Source organism: Agromyces seonyuensis (assembly GCF_009789225.1).
Taxonomy (GTDB): Bacteria; Actinomycetota; Actinomycetes; order Actinomycetales; family Microbacteriaceae; genus Agromyces; species Agromyces seonyuensis.
Genome location: NZ_WSTA01000045.1, coordinates 1 through 15426, shown reverse-complemented (window position 1 = coordinate 15426; position 15426 = coordinate 1). Strand labels below are relative to the sequence as shown.

13 protein-coding genes, 1 tRNA gene and 1 pseudogene are annotated in these 15426 nt (G+C 71.1%); 4 read left to right on the top strand and 11 right to left on the bottom strand.

Annotated elements, in window-relative coordinates:
• Positions 1–112: 112 nt before the first annotated feature.
• Positions 113–1030: a DMT family transporter gene (locus GB864_RS10760; protein WP_160424884.1), complete on the bottom strand. Its 918-nt coding sequence runs from the start codon at positions 1028–1030 to the stop codon at positions 113–115.
• Between the two features lie 40 nt (positions 1031–1070).
• On the opposite strand from GB864_RS10760, the gene def reads away from it, so the two are divergent.
• Positions 1071–1637 (top strand): peptide deformylase, encoded by a 567-nt coding sequence (def, locus tag GB864_RS10755; RefSeq protein ID WP_160424881.1) that lies wholly within the window; start codon positions 1071–1073, stop codon positions 1635–1637.
• A 15-nt stretch (positions 1638–1652) separates the two neighbouring features.
• Here def and GB864_RS10750 read toward each other — a convergent pair whose 3' ends face one another.
• The 9 genes from GB864_RS10750 to GB864_RS10710 form a co-directional block, all read right to left on the bottom strand.
• Positions 1653–1958 carry an AzlD domain-containing protein gene (locus GB864_RS10750; protein WP_160424879.1) on the bottom strand — a complete coding sequence of 102 codons (306 nt, stop codon included), beginning with the start codon at positions 1956–1958 and terminating at the stop codon, positions 1653–1655.
• The gene (locus GB864_RS10745; RefSeq protein ID WP_160424877.1) at positions 1955–2713 is read right to left on the bottom strand and encodes an AzlC family ABC transporter permease; all 759 of its coding nucleotides are present in this window, start codon (positions 2711–2713) and stop codon (positions 1955–1957) included. Before GB864_RS10745 ends, GB864_RS10750 begins: the two co-directional genes overlap by 4 nt.
• A 56-nt stretch (positions 2714–2769) precedes the next feature.
• Positions 2770–2845, bottom strand: a tRNA-Asn gene (locus GB864_RS10740).
• Between the two features lie 124 nt (positions 2846–2969).
• Positions 2970–3989 (bottom strand): D-isomer specific 2-hydroxyacid dehydrogenase family protein, encoded by a 1020-nt coding sequence (locus tag GB864_RS10735; RefSeq protein WP_336603960.1) that lies wholly within the window; start codon positions 3987–3989, stop codon positions 2970–2972.
• Positions 3986–4846 (bottom strand): ATP-binding cassette domain-containing protein, encoded by an 861-nt coding sequence (locus GB864_RS18535; protein WP_160424875.1) that lies wholly within the window; start codon positions 4844–4846, stop codon positions 3986–3988. Before GB864_RS18535 ends, GB864_RS10735 begins: the two co-directional genes overlap by 4 nt.
• A 1-nt stretch (position 4847) precedes the next feature.
• On the bottom strand, positions 4848–6536 hold the full coding sequence (locus GB864_RS10725; protein WP_160424873.1) for an ABC transporter ATP-binding protein: 1689 nt from the start codon (positions 6534–6536) through the stop codon (positions 4848–4850).
• Positions 6533–7597, bottom strand: coding sequence for an ABC transporter permease (locus tag GB864_RS10720; RefSeq protein WP_160424871.1), 1065 nt, complete (start codon positions 7595–7597; stop codon positions 6533–6535). The genes GB864_RS10725 and GB864_RS10720 overlap by 4 nt, the downstream gene beginning before the upstream one ends.
• A 1-nt stretch (position 7598) precedes the next feature.
• The gene (locus GB864_RS10715) at positions 7599–8684 is read right to left on the bottom strand and encodes an ABC transporter permease (RefSeq protein WP_160424869.1); all 1086 of its coding nucleotides are present in this window, start codon (positions 8682–8684) and stop codon (positions 7599–7601) included.
• Between the two features lie 88 nt (positions 8685–8772).
• Positions 8773–10404, bottom strand: a complete 1632-nt coding sequence (locus GB864_RS10710) for an ABC transporter substrate-binding protein (protein ID WP_160424867.1) — start codon at positions 10402–10404, stop codon at positions 8773–8775.
• Between the two features lie 456 nt (positions 10405–10860).
• Between GB864_RS10710 and GB864_RS18530 the strand changes: the two genes are divergently transcribed.
• The 3 genes from GB864_RS18530 to GB864_RS10690 all read left to right on the top strand — a co-directional run bounded on the left by GB864_RS18530 (position 10861) and on the right by GB864_RS10690 (position 14759).
• Positions 10861–13563 (top strand): hypothetical protein, encoded by a 2703-nt coding sequence (locus GB864_RS18530; protein ID WP_236779051.1) that lies wholly within the window; start codon positions 10861–10863, stop codon positions 13561–13563.
• Between the two features lie 182 nt (positions 13564–13745).
• Positions 13746–14186, top strand: coding sequence for a hypothetical protein (locus GB864_RS10695; protein WP_160424864.1), 441 nt, complete (start codon positions 13746–13748; stop codon positions 14184–14186).
• Positions 14187–14198: 12 nt separating this feature from the next.
• The gene (locus GB864_RS10690) at positions 14199–14759 is read left to right on the top strand and encodes a TlpA disulfide reductase family protein (RefSeq protein WP_160424863.1); all 561 of its coding nucleotides are present in this window, start codon (positions 14199–14201) and stop codon (positions 14757–14759) included.
• 12 nt (positions 14760–14771) lie between these two features.
• Here GB864_RS10690 and GB864_RS10685 read toward each other — a convergent pair.
• Positions 14772–15426 (bottom strand): annotated as a pseudogene (locus tag GB864_RS10685) (hypothetical protein); the annotation flags it as partial.

Below are 15426 nucleotides of genomic sequence, written 5' to 3'. Positions count from 1 at the left end.
GGCTGTGCGCTCCTCGGGCGGTGCGCGAAGTCGACCATAGTCTAGACGGCGCCCCGTTCGAGGGTGCCCGGCCGGAGTTCATCCGCAGGGATGAACGGCGGAAACATCTCGTTCACACCCGGATCTGCGGGTGCGTCTTCGCGATGAGGAAGACGCCGCAGACGGCCACGGCGCCCGAGACGATGAACGTCGCGATCGCCCACCAGGGGGCGCCGGCGGCCTCGTCGAGCACGATGATGCCGATGCCGACGGCGACGAGCGGGTCGACGACGGTGAGGCCCGCGATGACGAGGTCGGGCGGTCCCGACGAGTACGCGTTCTGCACGAAGTACCCGCCGAGCGCGGCCGCGAGCAGGAGCGCGAGCACGCACGTCCAGGTGAGCCACTCGAACTCGCTCTGCTGGAGTCGTCCCAGCACGACCTTCGCGAGGGTCGCGACGAAGCCGTAGAGGATGCCCGCCGCGATGACGTAGAAGAGCGCGCGGACCCGGTGGCGCAGCACCGCGAACACGATGCCGAGGGCCACCAGCACGACGGCGAGGATGACGAGGATGGTGATCAGATCGCGGTCGGTGACCGGCTTGGACGTCGTCGTGAACGACGCGACGGCGACGAACACCAGGACGCCGCCGACGCACAGCACGATCGCCATGATCGTCGGCGTCTTGAGCTTGATGTGGGAGACCCGGGAGTTGATGATCGCCGTGATCACGAGGCCGATCGCGCCGAGCGGCTGCACCATCGTGATGGGCGAGAAGTAGAGGCTCGAGAGCTGCAGCACGACGGCCAGGCCGAGCATGATCGTGCCGATGAGCCAGCTGGGGCGCTTCAGCAGCAGCAGGAGCTGGCGGATCTGCAGGCCGCCGCGCGAGGCATCCTCGGTTCTGGCCTCGACCTTGTGCACGCCCCGGTGCTGCAGCTGCGCGCCGACCGCGAGGAAGACCGCACCGAGCAGAGCCAAGGGGATGCCGATGAACTGCCGGGCCTGCGGCGGAACGGCGGTGACTACCGCAGCGAGGTCGAACTCCACCCCCCGAGGCTATCCGCCCCGGCGCCGATAGGCTGGGCGAATGGCCGTACTCCCCATTCGCATCAGCGGCGAGCCCGTCCTGCACGCTGAAGCACTCCCCGTCGCCGAGATCGACGACGACCTCCGCGACCTCGTCGCCGACATGTTCGAGACGATGGATGCGGCGCCCGGCGTCGGCCTCGCCGGACCGCAGGTCGGCGTGGGGCTGCGCTTGTTCGTCTTCGCCTGGACCGATGACGCCGGCCGGGCGTGGCGCGACGTGGCGATCAACCCGGAGCTCTGGCTGAGCCCGACGGAGCCCGGCATCCCCGACCCCGACCTCGAGTCCGAGGGCTGCCTGTCGTTCCCGGGCGAGCGGTTCGGCCTGCGCCGGGCCGACCGCGCCATCCTCCGCGCGACGAACCTCGACGGCGAGGAGTACGAGATCCGTGCCGAGGGCTGGCTCGCCCGCATCTTCCAGCACGAGTACGACCACCTCGACGGCACGATCTACGTCGACCGGCTCGACCTCGACGACCAGCGCATCGCCGCGAAGATCGCCCGAAAGCAGGGCTGGAACAAGCCCGGCGTGAGCTGGCTGCCCGGTCGCGACCACCTCGAGGGCTGAGCTGGCGTCCCTGCCTCAGAAGATCGCGCGGATGCCTGCCGCGACGGCCGCGGCCACGATCACGACCACGATGAACGGCAGGCGGAGCGCGTAGAGACCGGCCGCGACGAGCACCGCGGGCAGGCGGGCATCCACGACGATCGCCTGCCCGTCGCCGAAGGTCTGCACGACGATGAGCGCCGAGAGCAGCGCCACGGTCAGCAGATCCGCGATGCGCGCGGGACGCGGCGCCTCGAGCAGCTTCGGCGGCATGACGTAGCCGAGGAGCTTGAACGCGAGCGTCGCCGCGGAGGCGAGCAGCACGAGGTGCCAGGCGGTCATCGCAGCCCCTCCTTCGCCCGGCGCGAACGGGGCCCGAACCAGTCGAACCAGCCCACGACGATCGCCACGAGCGCGGCCACGAGCACCGGGACGCCCGCCATGAAAACCGGCGTCGTGAGGGCCGCGACGACCGCGGCGCCGACGGCGACGGCGCCCGCCTGCAAGCGCTTGAGGCGCGGCCAGAGCAGGCCGAGGAACGCCGCGGCCGCAGCCGCGTCGAGCCCCCACGCGCGCGTGTCGCCGAGGGCGTCGCCGATGAGGGCGCCGACGAGCGTCGTCGCGTTCCAGCCGACGAAGACCGCGAGCCCGGTGACCCAGAAGCCGGTGCGGACGCTGCGGCGGTCGGTCTGCGCGAGCGCCACCGCGGTCGACTCGTCGATCGTGATCCAGGCTGCCGCGATGCGGTGCAGCCAGCCCCGGAGACCCCGCCCCTCCCCCACGATGAGCGGACGCATCCGCATGCCGTAGATGGCGTTGCGGAGGCCGAGGATGCCCGCCGCCGCGATCCCCGTGCCGGCGGCCGCGATGCCGCCCGCGGCGTAGATGCCGACGAGGGCGAACTGCGAGCCGCCCGTGAACATGACGAGGCTGAGGAACATCGTCTGCGCGACGTCGAGGCCGCTCGCGACCGACAGCGCGCCGAACGAGACGCCGTAGGCGGCGGTCGCCAGCCCCACGGCGATGCCGTCGCGTCGGGCGCGCGCGAGCGCGGCGGGATCGTCGGGCTCGGGGACCGCGGCTTCGGGCTCGGACATGCGCACCTGTTCGTTGGGACGACGAAGGCCCCCGTCGTTGTCGACGAGGGCCTCGGTGGCTCCCCCACTTGGACTCGAACCAAGAACCTATCGGTTAACAGCCGATTGCTCTGCCAATTGAGCTATGGAGGATCATCGCTGCGAACCTCGGGCGGCTCCTTGCAGCGACGACTACTTTAGCAAAGGATTCGACCAGCCCGAAATCGGCGAGGAAGCCTCACGCACTCGGGCGTGTCCGAGGCGCCCGCGCGCCCCATCAGTAGCCGGCCGACGGGTCGACCACGCCCACGAATCCGCCGTCGCCGAGGAAGGCCTGCACGTTCGTGCGCACCCGCTCGGCGAGCAGCGGCCGCACCATGTCCTCGGTGTCGGCCGAGTGCGGCGTCACGATCGCGTTCGTGGCATCCCACAGCGGATGACCGTCGGGCAGCGGCTCCGGATCCGTCACGTCGACGCCCGCGGCCGCCAGTCGGCCCGACTCCAATGCGGCGACGAGCGCGTCCGTGTCGACGAGCCCGCCGCGTGCGATGTTCACGAACACCGCGCCTTCGGGCAGGGCGGCGAACGCCGCGGCGTCGAAGAGCCGCCGGGTGCCGCCCGTCAGGGCCGCCGCCACGACGACGACGTCCGCGTCGGCGAGCGCATCGTGCAGCCGGTCGGTCGTGAGGGTGCGCGCCGCGCCGGGCACCGGGTCGGAGCTGCGGCGCACGATCGTGACGTGCACGCCGAACGGCGCGAGCATCCGGAGCAGTTCGAGGGCGATGCCGCCCGCACCGAGGATGACGACCCGCCGCCCGAAGAGCGAACGCCCCTCCTCGCCGCCCTCCCAGGTGCGCGCACGCACCCGGCGGCCGAAGAGTCGGAGGCTCGCGAGCGTCAGCGCGAGGGCGTGCTCGGCGACGGGCTGGGCGTAGGCCCCCTTCGCGCTCGTCCAGAGCACGGGGCGCTCCGCGGCATCGGCGAGCAGCCCGGCGAACGCGTCGACGCCCGCCCAGGGCAGCTGCACCCAGCCGATGCCCGGATGCGACTCGAGTGCCGCCGTCAACTCGTCGGGCCGCGACGAGGACAGCCACACGACGCCGCGCGTCGCCGACGAGAGCGGTGCGACCGTGCCGCCCGCGGCCTCGATCGCCTCCACGAAGAACGGGTCGGCCTCCGGGAGCACGGCGATCGGCCCCGCCTCCGGTCGTCGCCCGGGCGGCGGCTCCCACGCGGGCACGGCGAGCACGGCCTCGTGCCGGGCGGTGCCGCCGGCGCCGGGTGCGACCGCGCTCACCGGAGCTTCCCGGCCTCGAGCTCGTCGATGACGGCGTGCCCCGCGTCCAGGGCGGCGGCGAGTCGCTCCATGAACGGATGCTGCGGATCGGCGAGCAGTTCGTCGAGCGGTCCGAGCGCGACGAGCGAGCCGCGGTCGAGCACGGCGACCCGATCGGCGATGCGACGCAGCACCGGCAGATCGTGGCAGATGAGGATGCCCGCGAACGCCGGGTTCTCGCGGAGCGACGCGTAGAGCTGCACGACCGACTCCCGCACCGTCAGGTCGAGGCCCGCCATCGGCTCGTCGGCGACGAGCAGCGTCGGGCGCAGCACCACGGCCCGCGCGAGCGCGACGCGCTGCCGCTGTCCGCCCGAGAGCTGGTAGGGGAAGGCGCTGAGCAGCCGGAGCGGGAGTCCGGCCGCATCGACCGCCGCCGCGACGCGGTGCTCGAGGCGCCGGGTGTCGTAGTGGGGATCGCGCAGCAGCACCGGTTCGGCGACGTGCTCGGCGACCGTGCGGTCGTTCGGCAGCCCGCTCGCGGCATCCTGCGCGACGTAACCGATGCCGTAACGCAGCCGGTCGGCCGTGCGCCGCGACATCCCGCGCACCCGCTCGCCGAGGACGCGCGCCTCGCCGCCCGTGATGACGGGACGCGGCTTCGGGGCGTCGCGTTCGAGGAAGGCCGTCGAGACGACCTTCGCGAGCGTCGACTTGCCCGAGCCGGCGCCGCCGAGGAGGCCGAGGACCTCGCCCGGCCGCACCGTGAGGCTCACACCGCGCAGCGCGACCTGCGCCCCGCTCGCACCCCGTGCCGGATACTCGAGCGAGACATCGCTGAGGGAGACCGGGAGAGTGTGGAGCGGGGCGCGCGACATGTCACTCAGTCTTGCGAAGCTCGGCCAGCGCCGCACGTCGGCGCGCCTGCTCGACCGGATCCGGCACCGGCAGCGACCCGAGCAGGCGCTTGGTGTACGCCTCCTTCGGCGCGCCGAGCACCTCGGCGCCCGTGCCCTCCTCGACGAGCTCGCCGCGGAACAGCACCCCGATGCGGTCGGAGAGCAGGTCGACGACGGCCAGGTCGTGGCTGATGAACAGCGACGCGAAGCCGAGCTCGGCCTGCAGCTCGGCGAACAGGTCGAGCACGCGCGCCTGCACCGAGACGTCGAGCGCACTCGTCGGCTCGTCGGCGATGAGCAGTTCGGGCCGCAGCGCGAGCGCCCGTGCGAGGCTCGCGCGCTGCCGCTGGCCGCCCGAGAGCTCGTGCGGGTAGCGGTCGCCGTAGGCCCGGGGCAGCTGCACCGCCTCGAGGAGCTCGTCGACGTGGGCGCGCGCGTCCTGCGCGTCGGCGGCGATGCCGTGGACGACGAGGGGCTCGGCGACGCACTGCGCGATCGTCAGCAGCGGGTTGAAGCTCGACGCCGGGTCCTGGAACACGAAGCCGATGCGCTTGCGCAGCGGCCGGAAGTCGCGCTCCTTGACCCCGAGCATCTCGGTGCCGAGCACCGAGAGCGAGCCGCCGGTGACCGGGGTGAGCCCCGCGATCGCGCGGCCGATCGTCGACTTGCCCGATCCGGACTCGCCCACGAGGCCGAGCACCTCGCCGGGCCGGATGTCGAAGGACACCCCGCGCACGGCGACGAAGCCCGGCCGGCCGAAGCGGCCCGGGTACTGGATCGTGAGGTCCTGCGCCGACACGACCGGCGTCTGCTCGGCCCAGCCCGCGGGGCGGGCGTCGGCGCGCTCGATCGCACGGGCCGTGCCGTGGCCGACGAACGGCACCGAGCCGAGGAGCTTCTTCGTGTAGTCGGCCTGCGGCGACGCGAAGAGCGTCGTCACGTCGGCCTGCTCCACGAGCTCGCCCTGGTACATGACCGCGACGCGGTCGGCGAGGTCGGCGACGACGCCCATGTTGTGCGTGATGAGCACGATCGCCATGCCGAACTCGTCGCGGCAGCGGCGCAGCAGGTCGAGGATCTCGGCCTGCACCGTGACGTCGAGCGCGGTCGTCGGCTCGTCGGCGACGATGAGGCCCGGGTCGAGCGCGAGCGCCATCGCGATGACGATGCGCTGCTTCTGCCCGCCCGAGAACTGGTGCGGGTAGTGGTCGACGCGCTCCTCCGGGTCGGGGATGCCGACGCGGCCGAGGATGTCGATCGCCTTGGCGCGGGCCTCCTGCTTGGAGATCTTCCGATGGGCGCGGATGCCCTCGATGATCTGCCAGCCGATCGGGTACACCGGGTTGAGCGCCGTCGAGGGCTCCTGGAACACCATCGCGACGTCGGTGCCGCGCACCTCGCGGAGCTGCTGCTTCGAGAGCGAGACGACGTCGCTGGACGACGTGCCGGCCTTGTTCGAGAGCAGGACGGCGCCGGCCGCGGTCGCGTTGCCGGGCAGGAGGCCGAGGATCGACTTCGCCGTGACGGTCTTGCCCGAGCCGGACTCGCCGACGATCGCCAGCACCTCGCCGCTGCGCACCTCGAGGCTGAAGTCGTGGACCGCCTTCACCGGTCCGTGGTCCGTCGCGAACGACACGGACAGGTTGCGGATGTCGACCACCGCGCTCATGACTTGACCTCGATTCCCTGATCGCCGAACGTTTCGCCGCTCTCGAGCCCGTCCACCCCGCCGGGCCCGGCGGTGAGGGTGCCGCCGGGGACCACGGAGGTCTCGGCGACCAGACCGGCGCCCTTCGCCGCTCGGCGACGGCCGCGCAGGCGGGGGTCGGCGAGGTCGTTGAGGCTCTCGCCGACGAGGGTGATGCCGAGCACGACGAAGACGATCGCGATGCCCGGAGGGACCGCCGTCCACCACACGCCGCTCGAGACGTCGGCGATCGACTTGTTGAGGTCGTAGCCCCACTCGGCCGCCTGCGTCGGCTCGATGCCGAAGCCGAGGAAGCCGAGGCCCGCGAGGGTGAGGATCGCCTCCGACGCGTTGAGCGTCAGGATGAGGGGCAGGGTGCGCGTGGCGTTGCGGAAGATGTGCCGGAACATGATGCGCCCCGTCGAGGCGCCGAGGACCTTCGCCGACTCGACGTAGGCCTCCGACTTGATGCGCACGGTCTCGGCGCGGATCACGCGGAAGTACTGCGGGATGAACACGACGGTGATCGAGCCGGCCGCTGCCGTGATGCCCGCCCAGAGTCCCGACTGCCCGCCCGAGATGGCGATCGAGAGCACGATCGCGAGCAGCAGCGACGGGAACGCGTAGATCGCGTCGCAGACCACGACGAGCACCCGGTCGAGCCAGCCGCCGAAGTAGCCGGAGACGAGACCGAGCAGGATGCCGATGAACATCGAGAAGACGAGGGCGAACACGATCACGAGGAACGCGGTCTGCGCGCCCCAGATGGTGCGCGAGAGCACGTCGAACCCGCCGACGGTCGTGCCGAGTAGATGCTGGGCCGACGGAGGCTGCGCGGAGCCGAACAGGCCGTCGGCGTCGCGCAGTTGCGAGAACCCGTAGGGCGCGACCCACGGCGCGAACGCCGCGGTGAGCAGGAAGATCGCGGTGATGATGAGACCTGCGACGAGCATGCCCCGCTGCAGGCCCACGCTCTGCCGGAGCTGGTGCACGACGGGAAGCCGCGCCCAGCGCGAGCGGTTCGGAACGGTGGCGACGGTCATATCAGTACCTCACCCGGGGGTCGATGATCGCCGCGATGACGTCGACGAGGAAGTTGGTGAGCGCCACGATGACGGCGAGCAGCGCCACGATGCCCTGCACCGCGACGAAGTCCCGGGCCTGGAGGTACTGCGAGAGCATGAAGCCGAGGCCGCGCCACTCGAAGGTCGTCTCCGTCAGCACGGCGCCGCCGAGCAGCAGGGCGATCTGGAGCCCGATGACCGTGATGATCGGGATGAGCGCCGGGCGGTACGCGTGCTTGGTCACGAGTCGGTACTCGCGGACGCCGCGCGAACGGCCGGACTCGACGTAGTCGGTCGAGAGCGTGCCGATCACGTTCGTGCGTACGAGCCGGAGGAACACGCCGGCGGTGAGCAGGCCCAGCACGAGCGCCGGCATGACGGCGTGCAGCAGCACGTCGGCCAGCACGTCGGGGTTGCCCGTGCGGATCGCGTCGATCGTGTAGATCCCGGTGGGATCGTCGAGGCGCTGCATCTGGAGCTGGGCCCGCGTCGAGGCGCGACCCGAGATCGGCAGCCAGCCGAGCCACACCGAGAAGACGAGCTTGGTGAGCAGGCCCGCGAAGAACACGGGAGTCGCGTAGCAGAGGATGGCGAAGACGCGCAGGGCCGCGTCGCCCCAGCGGTCGCGCACGTAGGCGGCGAGCATCCCCAGCGGGATGCCGACGACGAACGCGACGAGGAGCGCGTAGAACGCCAGCTCGAGAGTCGCCGCACCGTAGGTGACGAGGATCTCGGTGACGGGCTTGCGGTCGCTGATCGTGGTGCCGAAGTTGCCGGTGAACACGTTGCCGAGGTACTCGAGGTACTGGATCAGCAGGGGTCGATCGTAGCCGGCCTCGTGGATGCGCTCCGCGAGCTGATCGGCGGAGAGCCTGCCGCCCAATGCCGCCGTGATCGGATCTCCGGTCAGCCGCATCAGGAAGAAGACGAGGCTCACCAGGATGAACACGGTCGGGATGATGAGCAGTGCGCGGATCAGCAGGTAGCGGCCGAGACCGCCGCCGGTTCGTCGCGCTTTGGGGGTGTTGCCGCTGGCGGCGGGGGCCGGCGCGGTGGTCGTCGTCATGTGAACCTCTCGGGTACTGAGCCGGGCGGCCCGTCCTCGTGCGAGGAGGACGGGCCGCCCGGTGCGTCGCTGCCTGGAGACCGGCCGCTCAGCCCTTCGACAGTGCCGCGTAGCGGAACTTGAACGACGCGTCGAGCGTGTCCTCCGCACCGGCGATGTCCGAACCGACGACGGCGATCTGCGTGCCCTGGAGGTAGGGGACGGTCGAGAGGTCGCCCGCCACCGCATCCTGGATCTGCTCGATGAGCGCGGTGCGCTCGGCCGGGTCGACCGTGGTCGCCTGCTGCAGGATCAGGTCGTTGACTTCCTGGTTCTCGTAGTGGTTGCCGAGGAAGTTCTCCGTGAGGAAGAACGGCGTGAGGTAGTTGTCGGCGTCCGAGTAGTCCGGGAACCAGCCGAGCTGGTAGGCCGGGTACACGTCGGACGTGCGGTCCTTCGAGTACTGCACCCACTCGGTGGTCTGCAGCGTCACGGTGAAGAGACCGGTCGACTCGAGCTGGTCCTTGATGAGCGCGTACTCGTCGGCCGAGGACGGGCCGTAGTGGTCGTTCGAGTACTGCAGGGCGAGCTCGACGGGCTCGGTGATGCCGGCCGCCTCGAGCGTGGCCGCCGCCTTGTCGGCGTCGGGTCCGCCGTCGCCGTCGCCGTAGAGCGGCTTGAGCGACTCGGTCGCGCCGGCGAAGCCCTCGGGGACGAACGAGTACAGCGGGCTGTACGTGCCCTGGTAGACCTGCTCGCTCAGCGCGTCGCGGTCGATGAGGTCCGCGACCGCCTGACGGACGGCGAGGGCCTTGGCCGGGTCGGCCTCGGGGGTCGTGGCGCCGAAGGGCTGCGTGTTGAAGTTGAACACGATGTAGCGGATCTCGCCGCCGGGGCCGTCGAGGACCTTGACCGCGTCGTTCTCACGCAGGTCGGCGATGTCGGTGGTCGACAGCGAGCGGTACGCCACGTCGATGTCGCCCTCCTGCACGGCGAGCTTCAGGTTCGAGGACTCGTCGAAGTACTGGAGGTTGACCTCGGAGGTCTTCGGCGCGGCGAGGAGGCCCTGGTACTCCGGGTTGGCCTCGAACGCGACGAGCTGGTTGAAGTCCCACGACGTGATCGAGTACGGGCCGCCGAAGGCGTTGGCGGCGACGATGTCCTCGTCCGGCGTGATCGCGTCGGCGGAGAAGGACTCCTCGTCGACGATCGCGCCCGGGAAGCTCGTGAGGATGAGCGGGAAGACCTGGTCGTTCTCGCTGATCAGGTGGAAGACGACCGTGGTGTCGTCGGGCGTCTCGACCGACTCGAGGTTGTAGAGCAGCGACGAGGCGCCGTTCGGGTCGGCGATCGCGACCTGGCGGTCGAAGGAGAACTTCACGTCGGAGGACGTGAGGTCGTTGCCGTTGGCCCACTTCAGGCCCTCGGGGAGGGTGACCGTGTACTCGGTCGGCGAGGTGAACTCGGCGGTCTCCGCGAGGTCGGGCACGACCTCGGTCGACTGGTAGTCGGTGTTGAGCAGGTACGGGAAGACCTGCGTCTGCACGGCGAGCGAGCCGTTGTCGTACGAACCTGCGGGGTCGAGCGTCGTGACCTTGTCGGTCGTGCCGACGATGATCGCCTCGTCGCCAGTGTTCTCGTCGTCGGCCGACGACGAGCAGCCCGTCAGGGCGAGCACTGCGGCGGAGAGTCCGGCCAGCGCGACGATGCCGCGCTTGCGGAACGTGGATGCGGATGCCATATCCGTCTACCTCTTCCTGTGGGGACACGTCCAGCGGCATCGGGACGCCGACTGGGACTTCGGTGAGAACATAACTAGCACGCCGGATGTGCTCCACAACCGTCGCGGATCGATCTGGGCCCGATGGTTACCGGACTGAAACGTGCCGGCGGGCGGCCTCGGACCGGCACGCGCACCCCCGCTCGCGGTCCCGCGGAGCACCGCTGCTCCCCCGGAACTGCGGGCGAGACGGGCGGCTCGACTCGACGACCGAGACGATGATTCCCGACCTGATTCATCAGTATTCCTGAACGATACTCATCGTCTTTCCCCATGTTTCACCTTCGAGACACATGTTTCGCACATAGCCGACTCACTGGCAGGCTGCGGACACCGAACGAGTCGGCCGGGCCGTCGGCGAGCCGCCGACCGGCCACCCGCTCGGAATGTGCGACACACACGATCCGAGGAGTTCAATTGCAGCGAAAAGGAAGCACCACGCCGCGACTGCGGCGCGGCGGCCTCGCGGCGCTGGCCGCACTGGCCGTCGTCGCGGGTCCGGCGCTCGCCGCGTTCCCGGCGAACGCCGCTCCGGCCGACGCCCCCGGGGCGCTCGACCCCTCCGTGCTCGACCCGATCGACGAACAGGTCTGGGAGAACATGGACGACATGACGTGGGACGACTACGTCCCCGTCCCCGGCACCGATTGGGCGAACGACACCGAGGGCAGCCAGCGGCAGTTCGACGGCGCGATCGTGCTGCTCGACTTCAGCGACCAGGACTTCCTGGTCACCCAGGAGCCGGGCACCCACGTCTTCGGCGACCCGAACGGCCTGACCGAGCCGGTCGCCCGCGAGGACGTGCCCGACTTCTACCTCGACCTGCTCAACACGCCGAACGAACTCAACCACGGCCGCACCATCAACGAGTACTGGATGGAGCAGTCCGGGGGCCGCCTCAGCGTGCAGATGGAGGCCTTCGGGCCGTACCGCCTGCCGGGCAAGATCCACGAGTACGGCCTGAACGACTCGTTCAACCGGCCGAACGCCGCCTTCTGCCCCCAGGGCGACTCGTGCAACAAGGTCATCCGCACCGACGCGAACGCGCTGTGGAGCGCGGACCTCGGCGTCGCGGACCCGCTGACGCAGTTCGACCAGGTCTTCTACGTCACGGCCGGCCACGACGAGTCGTCGACGTGGGAGGAGTTCGGGCAGATGCTGTTCGAGAACCGCGAGGACGTGACCGACGAGTTCGGCCCGCCCCGCGACGAGAACGGCGTCGCGCTCGACCAGAACGGTCAGCCCATGAACAACTGGGCCCAGACCCGGTACGTCCCCTGGACCTCGTGGGCCGGCGCGATCAACCACTGGCCGAACGCGAACTTCCCGACGTCGACCCGCGCCGGCAACTCGACCCAGGCGGAGTCGAGCGGCATGGGCACGTTCGCGCACGAGTTCAGCCACATCCTCGGCATCGCCGACAACTACGGCAACCCGTACGGCGTCGAAGCAGCCGACGGCGGCCCGCTGCGCGACACGAGCGGTCCGTTCGACGTCCTCGCTCGAGGCTCGTTCAACGGCCCTGGCGGCACCCACCAGCGCTATTCGGTGCCCTCGGTCGCCGGCGGCTCGCAGCCCGCGGGCGTGGGGCTCCGCAACCGCATCAACCTCGGCATCATCGGTGCGGACGAGTACGTGAACCTGCCCGAGTCGACGCTCGACCAGTACGGCTCGGTCAGCGCCGAGATCACCTCGCGCGCCGTCATGGGACCGGGGATGCTCACCGGCATCAACCTCGTCCTCGACAAGCCCGACAGCGCTCCCGCCGACAACTCGACGGGATCCTGCTCGCGCCGCGGCACCGACGCGGCGGGCGCGGCCACGTGGGCCTGCGACGGCGGCAACTTCGACAACTACACCCTCGAGGTCATCGACCGGATGGGCACGGACTCGTTCCAGCCCGACCACGGCGTCATGATCTCGAAGACGAAGAACCGCGACTCGAACCCGTTCATCTGGGCGATCGACGCGAACCCGCAGGACATCGCGACGGTCGACTACGTGCGCCCCGACGGGACGCCCGTGATGATCACGCGCGGCGACCAGCGCCAGCTCAACGACGCCCTCTTCCACGCGGGCACGGACTCGGGCTCCGAGTTCGAGTACGTCGACGAGGCCAACGGGCTGCACTTCTACGTCACCGACGTCGAGCGCGACGAGACGGGCCTCCTCTCGTACGGCGTCGCGGTGCGTTCGTTGACGTCGGCCTCGACCCAGGCGCGCGGCGTCACGGTCGGGTCGGCTGCGATGAGCGGCGACCTCGGCAGCGGCCTGCTCGGCATCACGGTGCCGGTCACCAACACCGGTGCCGCGGCCGCCGACGCGCTCGCCAACGGCGACATCTACCGGATCGCCGCCGAGATCCAGGGCGACGCGGCCGGCTGGCGCGTGCAGCTGCCCAACGAGATCCTCACGCTCGCGACGGGCGAGACCGCGGACGCCGCGGCCTACCTCGTCTACGAGGGCGAGGGCGTGCCGACGGCCGCACCGGCGGTCGCGCTGACGGTCACCTCGGAGAACGACCCGGCTGCGACCGCGTCGACCTCCTCGGCCGTGCAGGACGTCGTCAAGCCGACGGCGACGCTCGTATCGCCGACCGCGGCGGGCCCGTTCCGCGAGCTCCAGGTGCAGGTGGACGCGACCGACGGCTACGGGCTGCAGCGGATCGTCGCCAACGTCTACCGGGGCTCGACGCTCGTCAAGAGCACCCAGACGGCCGCGGACGGCGCCACGAGCGCCACGCACACCGCGACCGTCTCGCTGCCCGACGGCGCGTACACCGTCAAGTACAACTCGCAGGATCTGGGGGGCAACATCTCCCAGACCGGCACGTTCGCGTTCACGATCGACGCGACCGCACCCACGGTCACGGTCAAGACGGGCGCGAATGAGACGGTGGGCGCCGACGGCGTCTACTCGCTCGTGAGCTACAAGCTCTACGACGCGGGCAAGATCGACCGGCTCACCCTCAACGGAGTGGTCAAGGACCTCACGGACAACGCGTGGTCCGACCTCAACTTCGTCAAGCCGGGCGCGTTCGGGGCGGTGGCGGGGTTGAACACCCTCGTCGTCTCCGACGTCGCCGGCAACACCACGACGCTGACGTTCACGTTGAACTAGCGCCGAGCGGGCGTCCCTCCGCTCCCGGAGGGGCGCCCGCGACCCCTCGCCGGCACCTCGGTAGGCTGCGGGCTCCGGTGCCCGGCGCCTCCGGCTCGTCGGCCGACCGGAACACCAGCGCCATCTGAACCACCCGAACCACCCGAACCACCCGAACCACCCGAACCACCCGAGAGGATCCGATGCGCCGACCGCTCCCGCTCGTCTCCGCGGCCCTGGCCCTGCCCCTGCTCGCCGGGTGCACCGCCGGCGGCGGCGCACCGGCCCATGTCGTCGTCCGAGACGGCGTCCTCCGCGTCGACGGCGCCTCCTGCTCGGGCGCCCGTCCGTACGAGGCCGTGCACCGAGGCGCGGATCTCGCCCTCGTCGACGAGTCCGGCGACGTCGTCGCCAGCGACGAGCTCGGCTCGGGCGAGGCGGTGCCGGCCGACGACAAGGACTACGGCGTCGCCCCCCGCATCCCGTCGTTCTGCGTCTTCGATCTCTCGGGACTCGAAGTCCCCGGGGCCGGCGTCTACGACGTCTTGCTCGACGGTCACGAACTCACGCGGATCGAGGTCGGCGCCGACGCCGATGATCTGCGCATCAGCATCCCCGCCCTCGGCACCGCCGAGCTCGACTGAACGAGGTCCGACATGTCCCGTACTCCCGCCCTCGCCCTCGCGGGCTCCGTCGCCCTCGTCCTCGCCCTCGCCGGGTGCTCGTCCGCGGAGCCGACGACCGCCGTCCTGCCGACCGGCGCCCCCGAAGGAGTCTCGTTCGTCGGCGATCCGACAGCGCCCCCGGCACCGCCCGTCGTCGGCGAACTCCTGGACGGCGGCGAGGTCGACCTCGCCGCGATCTGGGCGGACCGGCCCGTCGTGCTGCAGTTCACCGCGAGCTGGTGCGACAGCTGCGCCGAGCAGCAGGAGGAGCTCGACGAGCTCGACGCCGAGTGGGGCGAGCGGATCGCCATCGTCCACATCAACGGCGACCCCGAGGGCGCCGACGAGGACGTGCGCGACTTCATCGACGCCAACGACGTCGCCCAGCCCGTGCTGCGCGACCCCGAGCTGCGCATCTGGCGCGCCTATGCGGTGGTCGAGGCCCCGATGACCGCGCTCATCGACACGGAGGGCAACCTCGTGCGGCTCTGGCCGCTCGGCGCCGACGCCGACGTCATCGAGTCCCAGCTCGACTCGCTCGTCGCGCGCTGAGCCGGGCGATGATCAGACGCCGCGCAGGGCGCGGCGCTCCCGCTCCAGGTCGACGAGCGAACGCTGGAGCGCGGTGAATCCGTCGGCGTCCGCGGGGTCGGCGCGCTGGAGCGCGCCGAGCAGCTCCTGCTTGCGACGCAGCAGTTCGCGGTCGACGAGCGAGCCCACGATGCCGCTCACGTAGCCGGGCAGCTCCGACTCGTTGCGCTGGGGCACGGGCGCCACGACGAGCTGCTGCACGAGCCCGCGGAACGACTCGGGGACGTCCGCGATGACGGCCTCGACCGTGACCGCTCCCCCGCCGTCGGCGAGCGCCGACGCGATGCCGTCGCGCACGACGGCGAGCGAGGGCTGGCCGAAGCGCGACTCGAGGGCCTTGCGGAGGAGCGCCGGATCGACGAACTGCGGGTACTGCAGGATCGCCTGGAGCCCGTCCCGCTCGAGGCGCGTGGCCGGGTCGCGCGGCAGGTCCGTGATCGAGAACGGCCGCTCCGGCTCGGATGGCCCGGAGCCCGGATACCCGTCGTCGGGCGGGTACTCGTCGAGCGGCGGCCCGTTCGACGCGGGCCCCGACGACCGAGGACCCGGCGCACGGCGGTCGCCGCGGGCATCCGAGCCGCCGCGCGCGTCGCCGCGTCCGCCGGACGCTCCCGAGCGCGACCCGCCC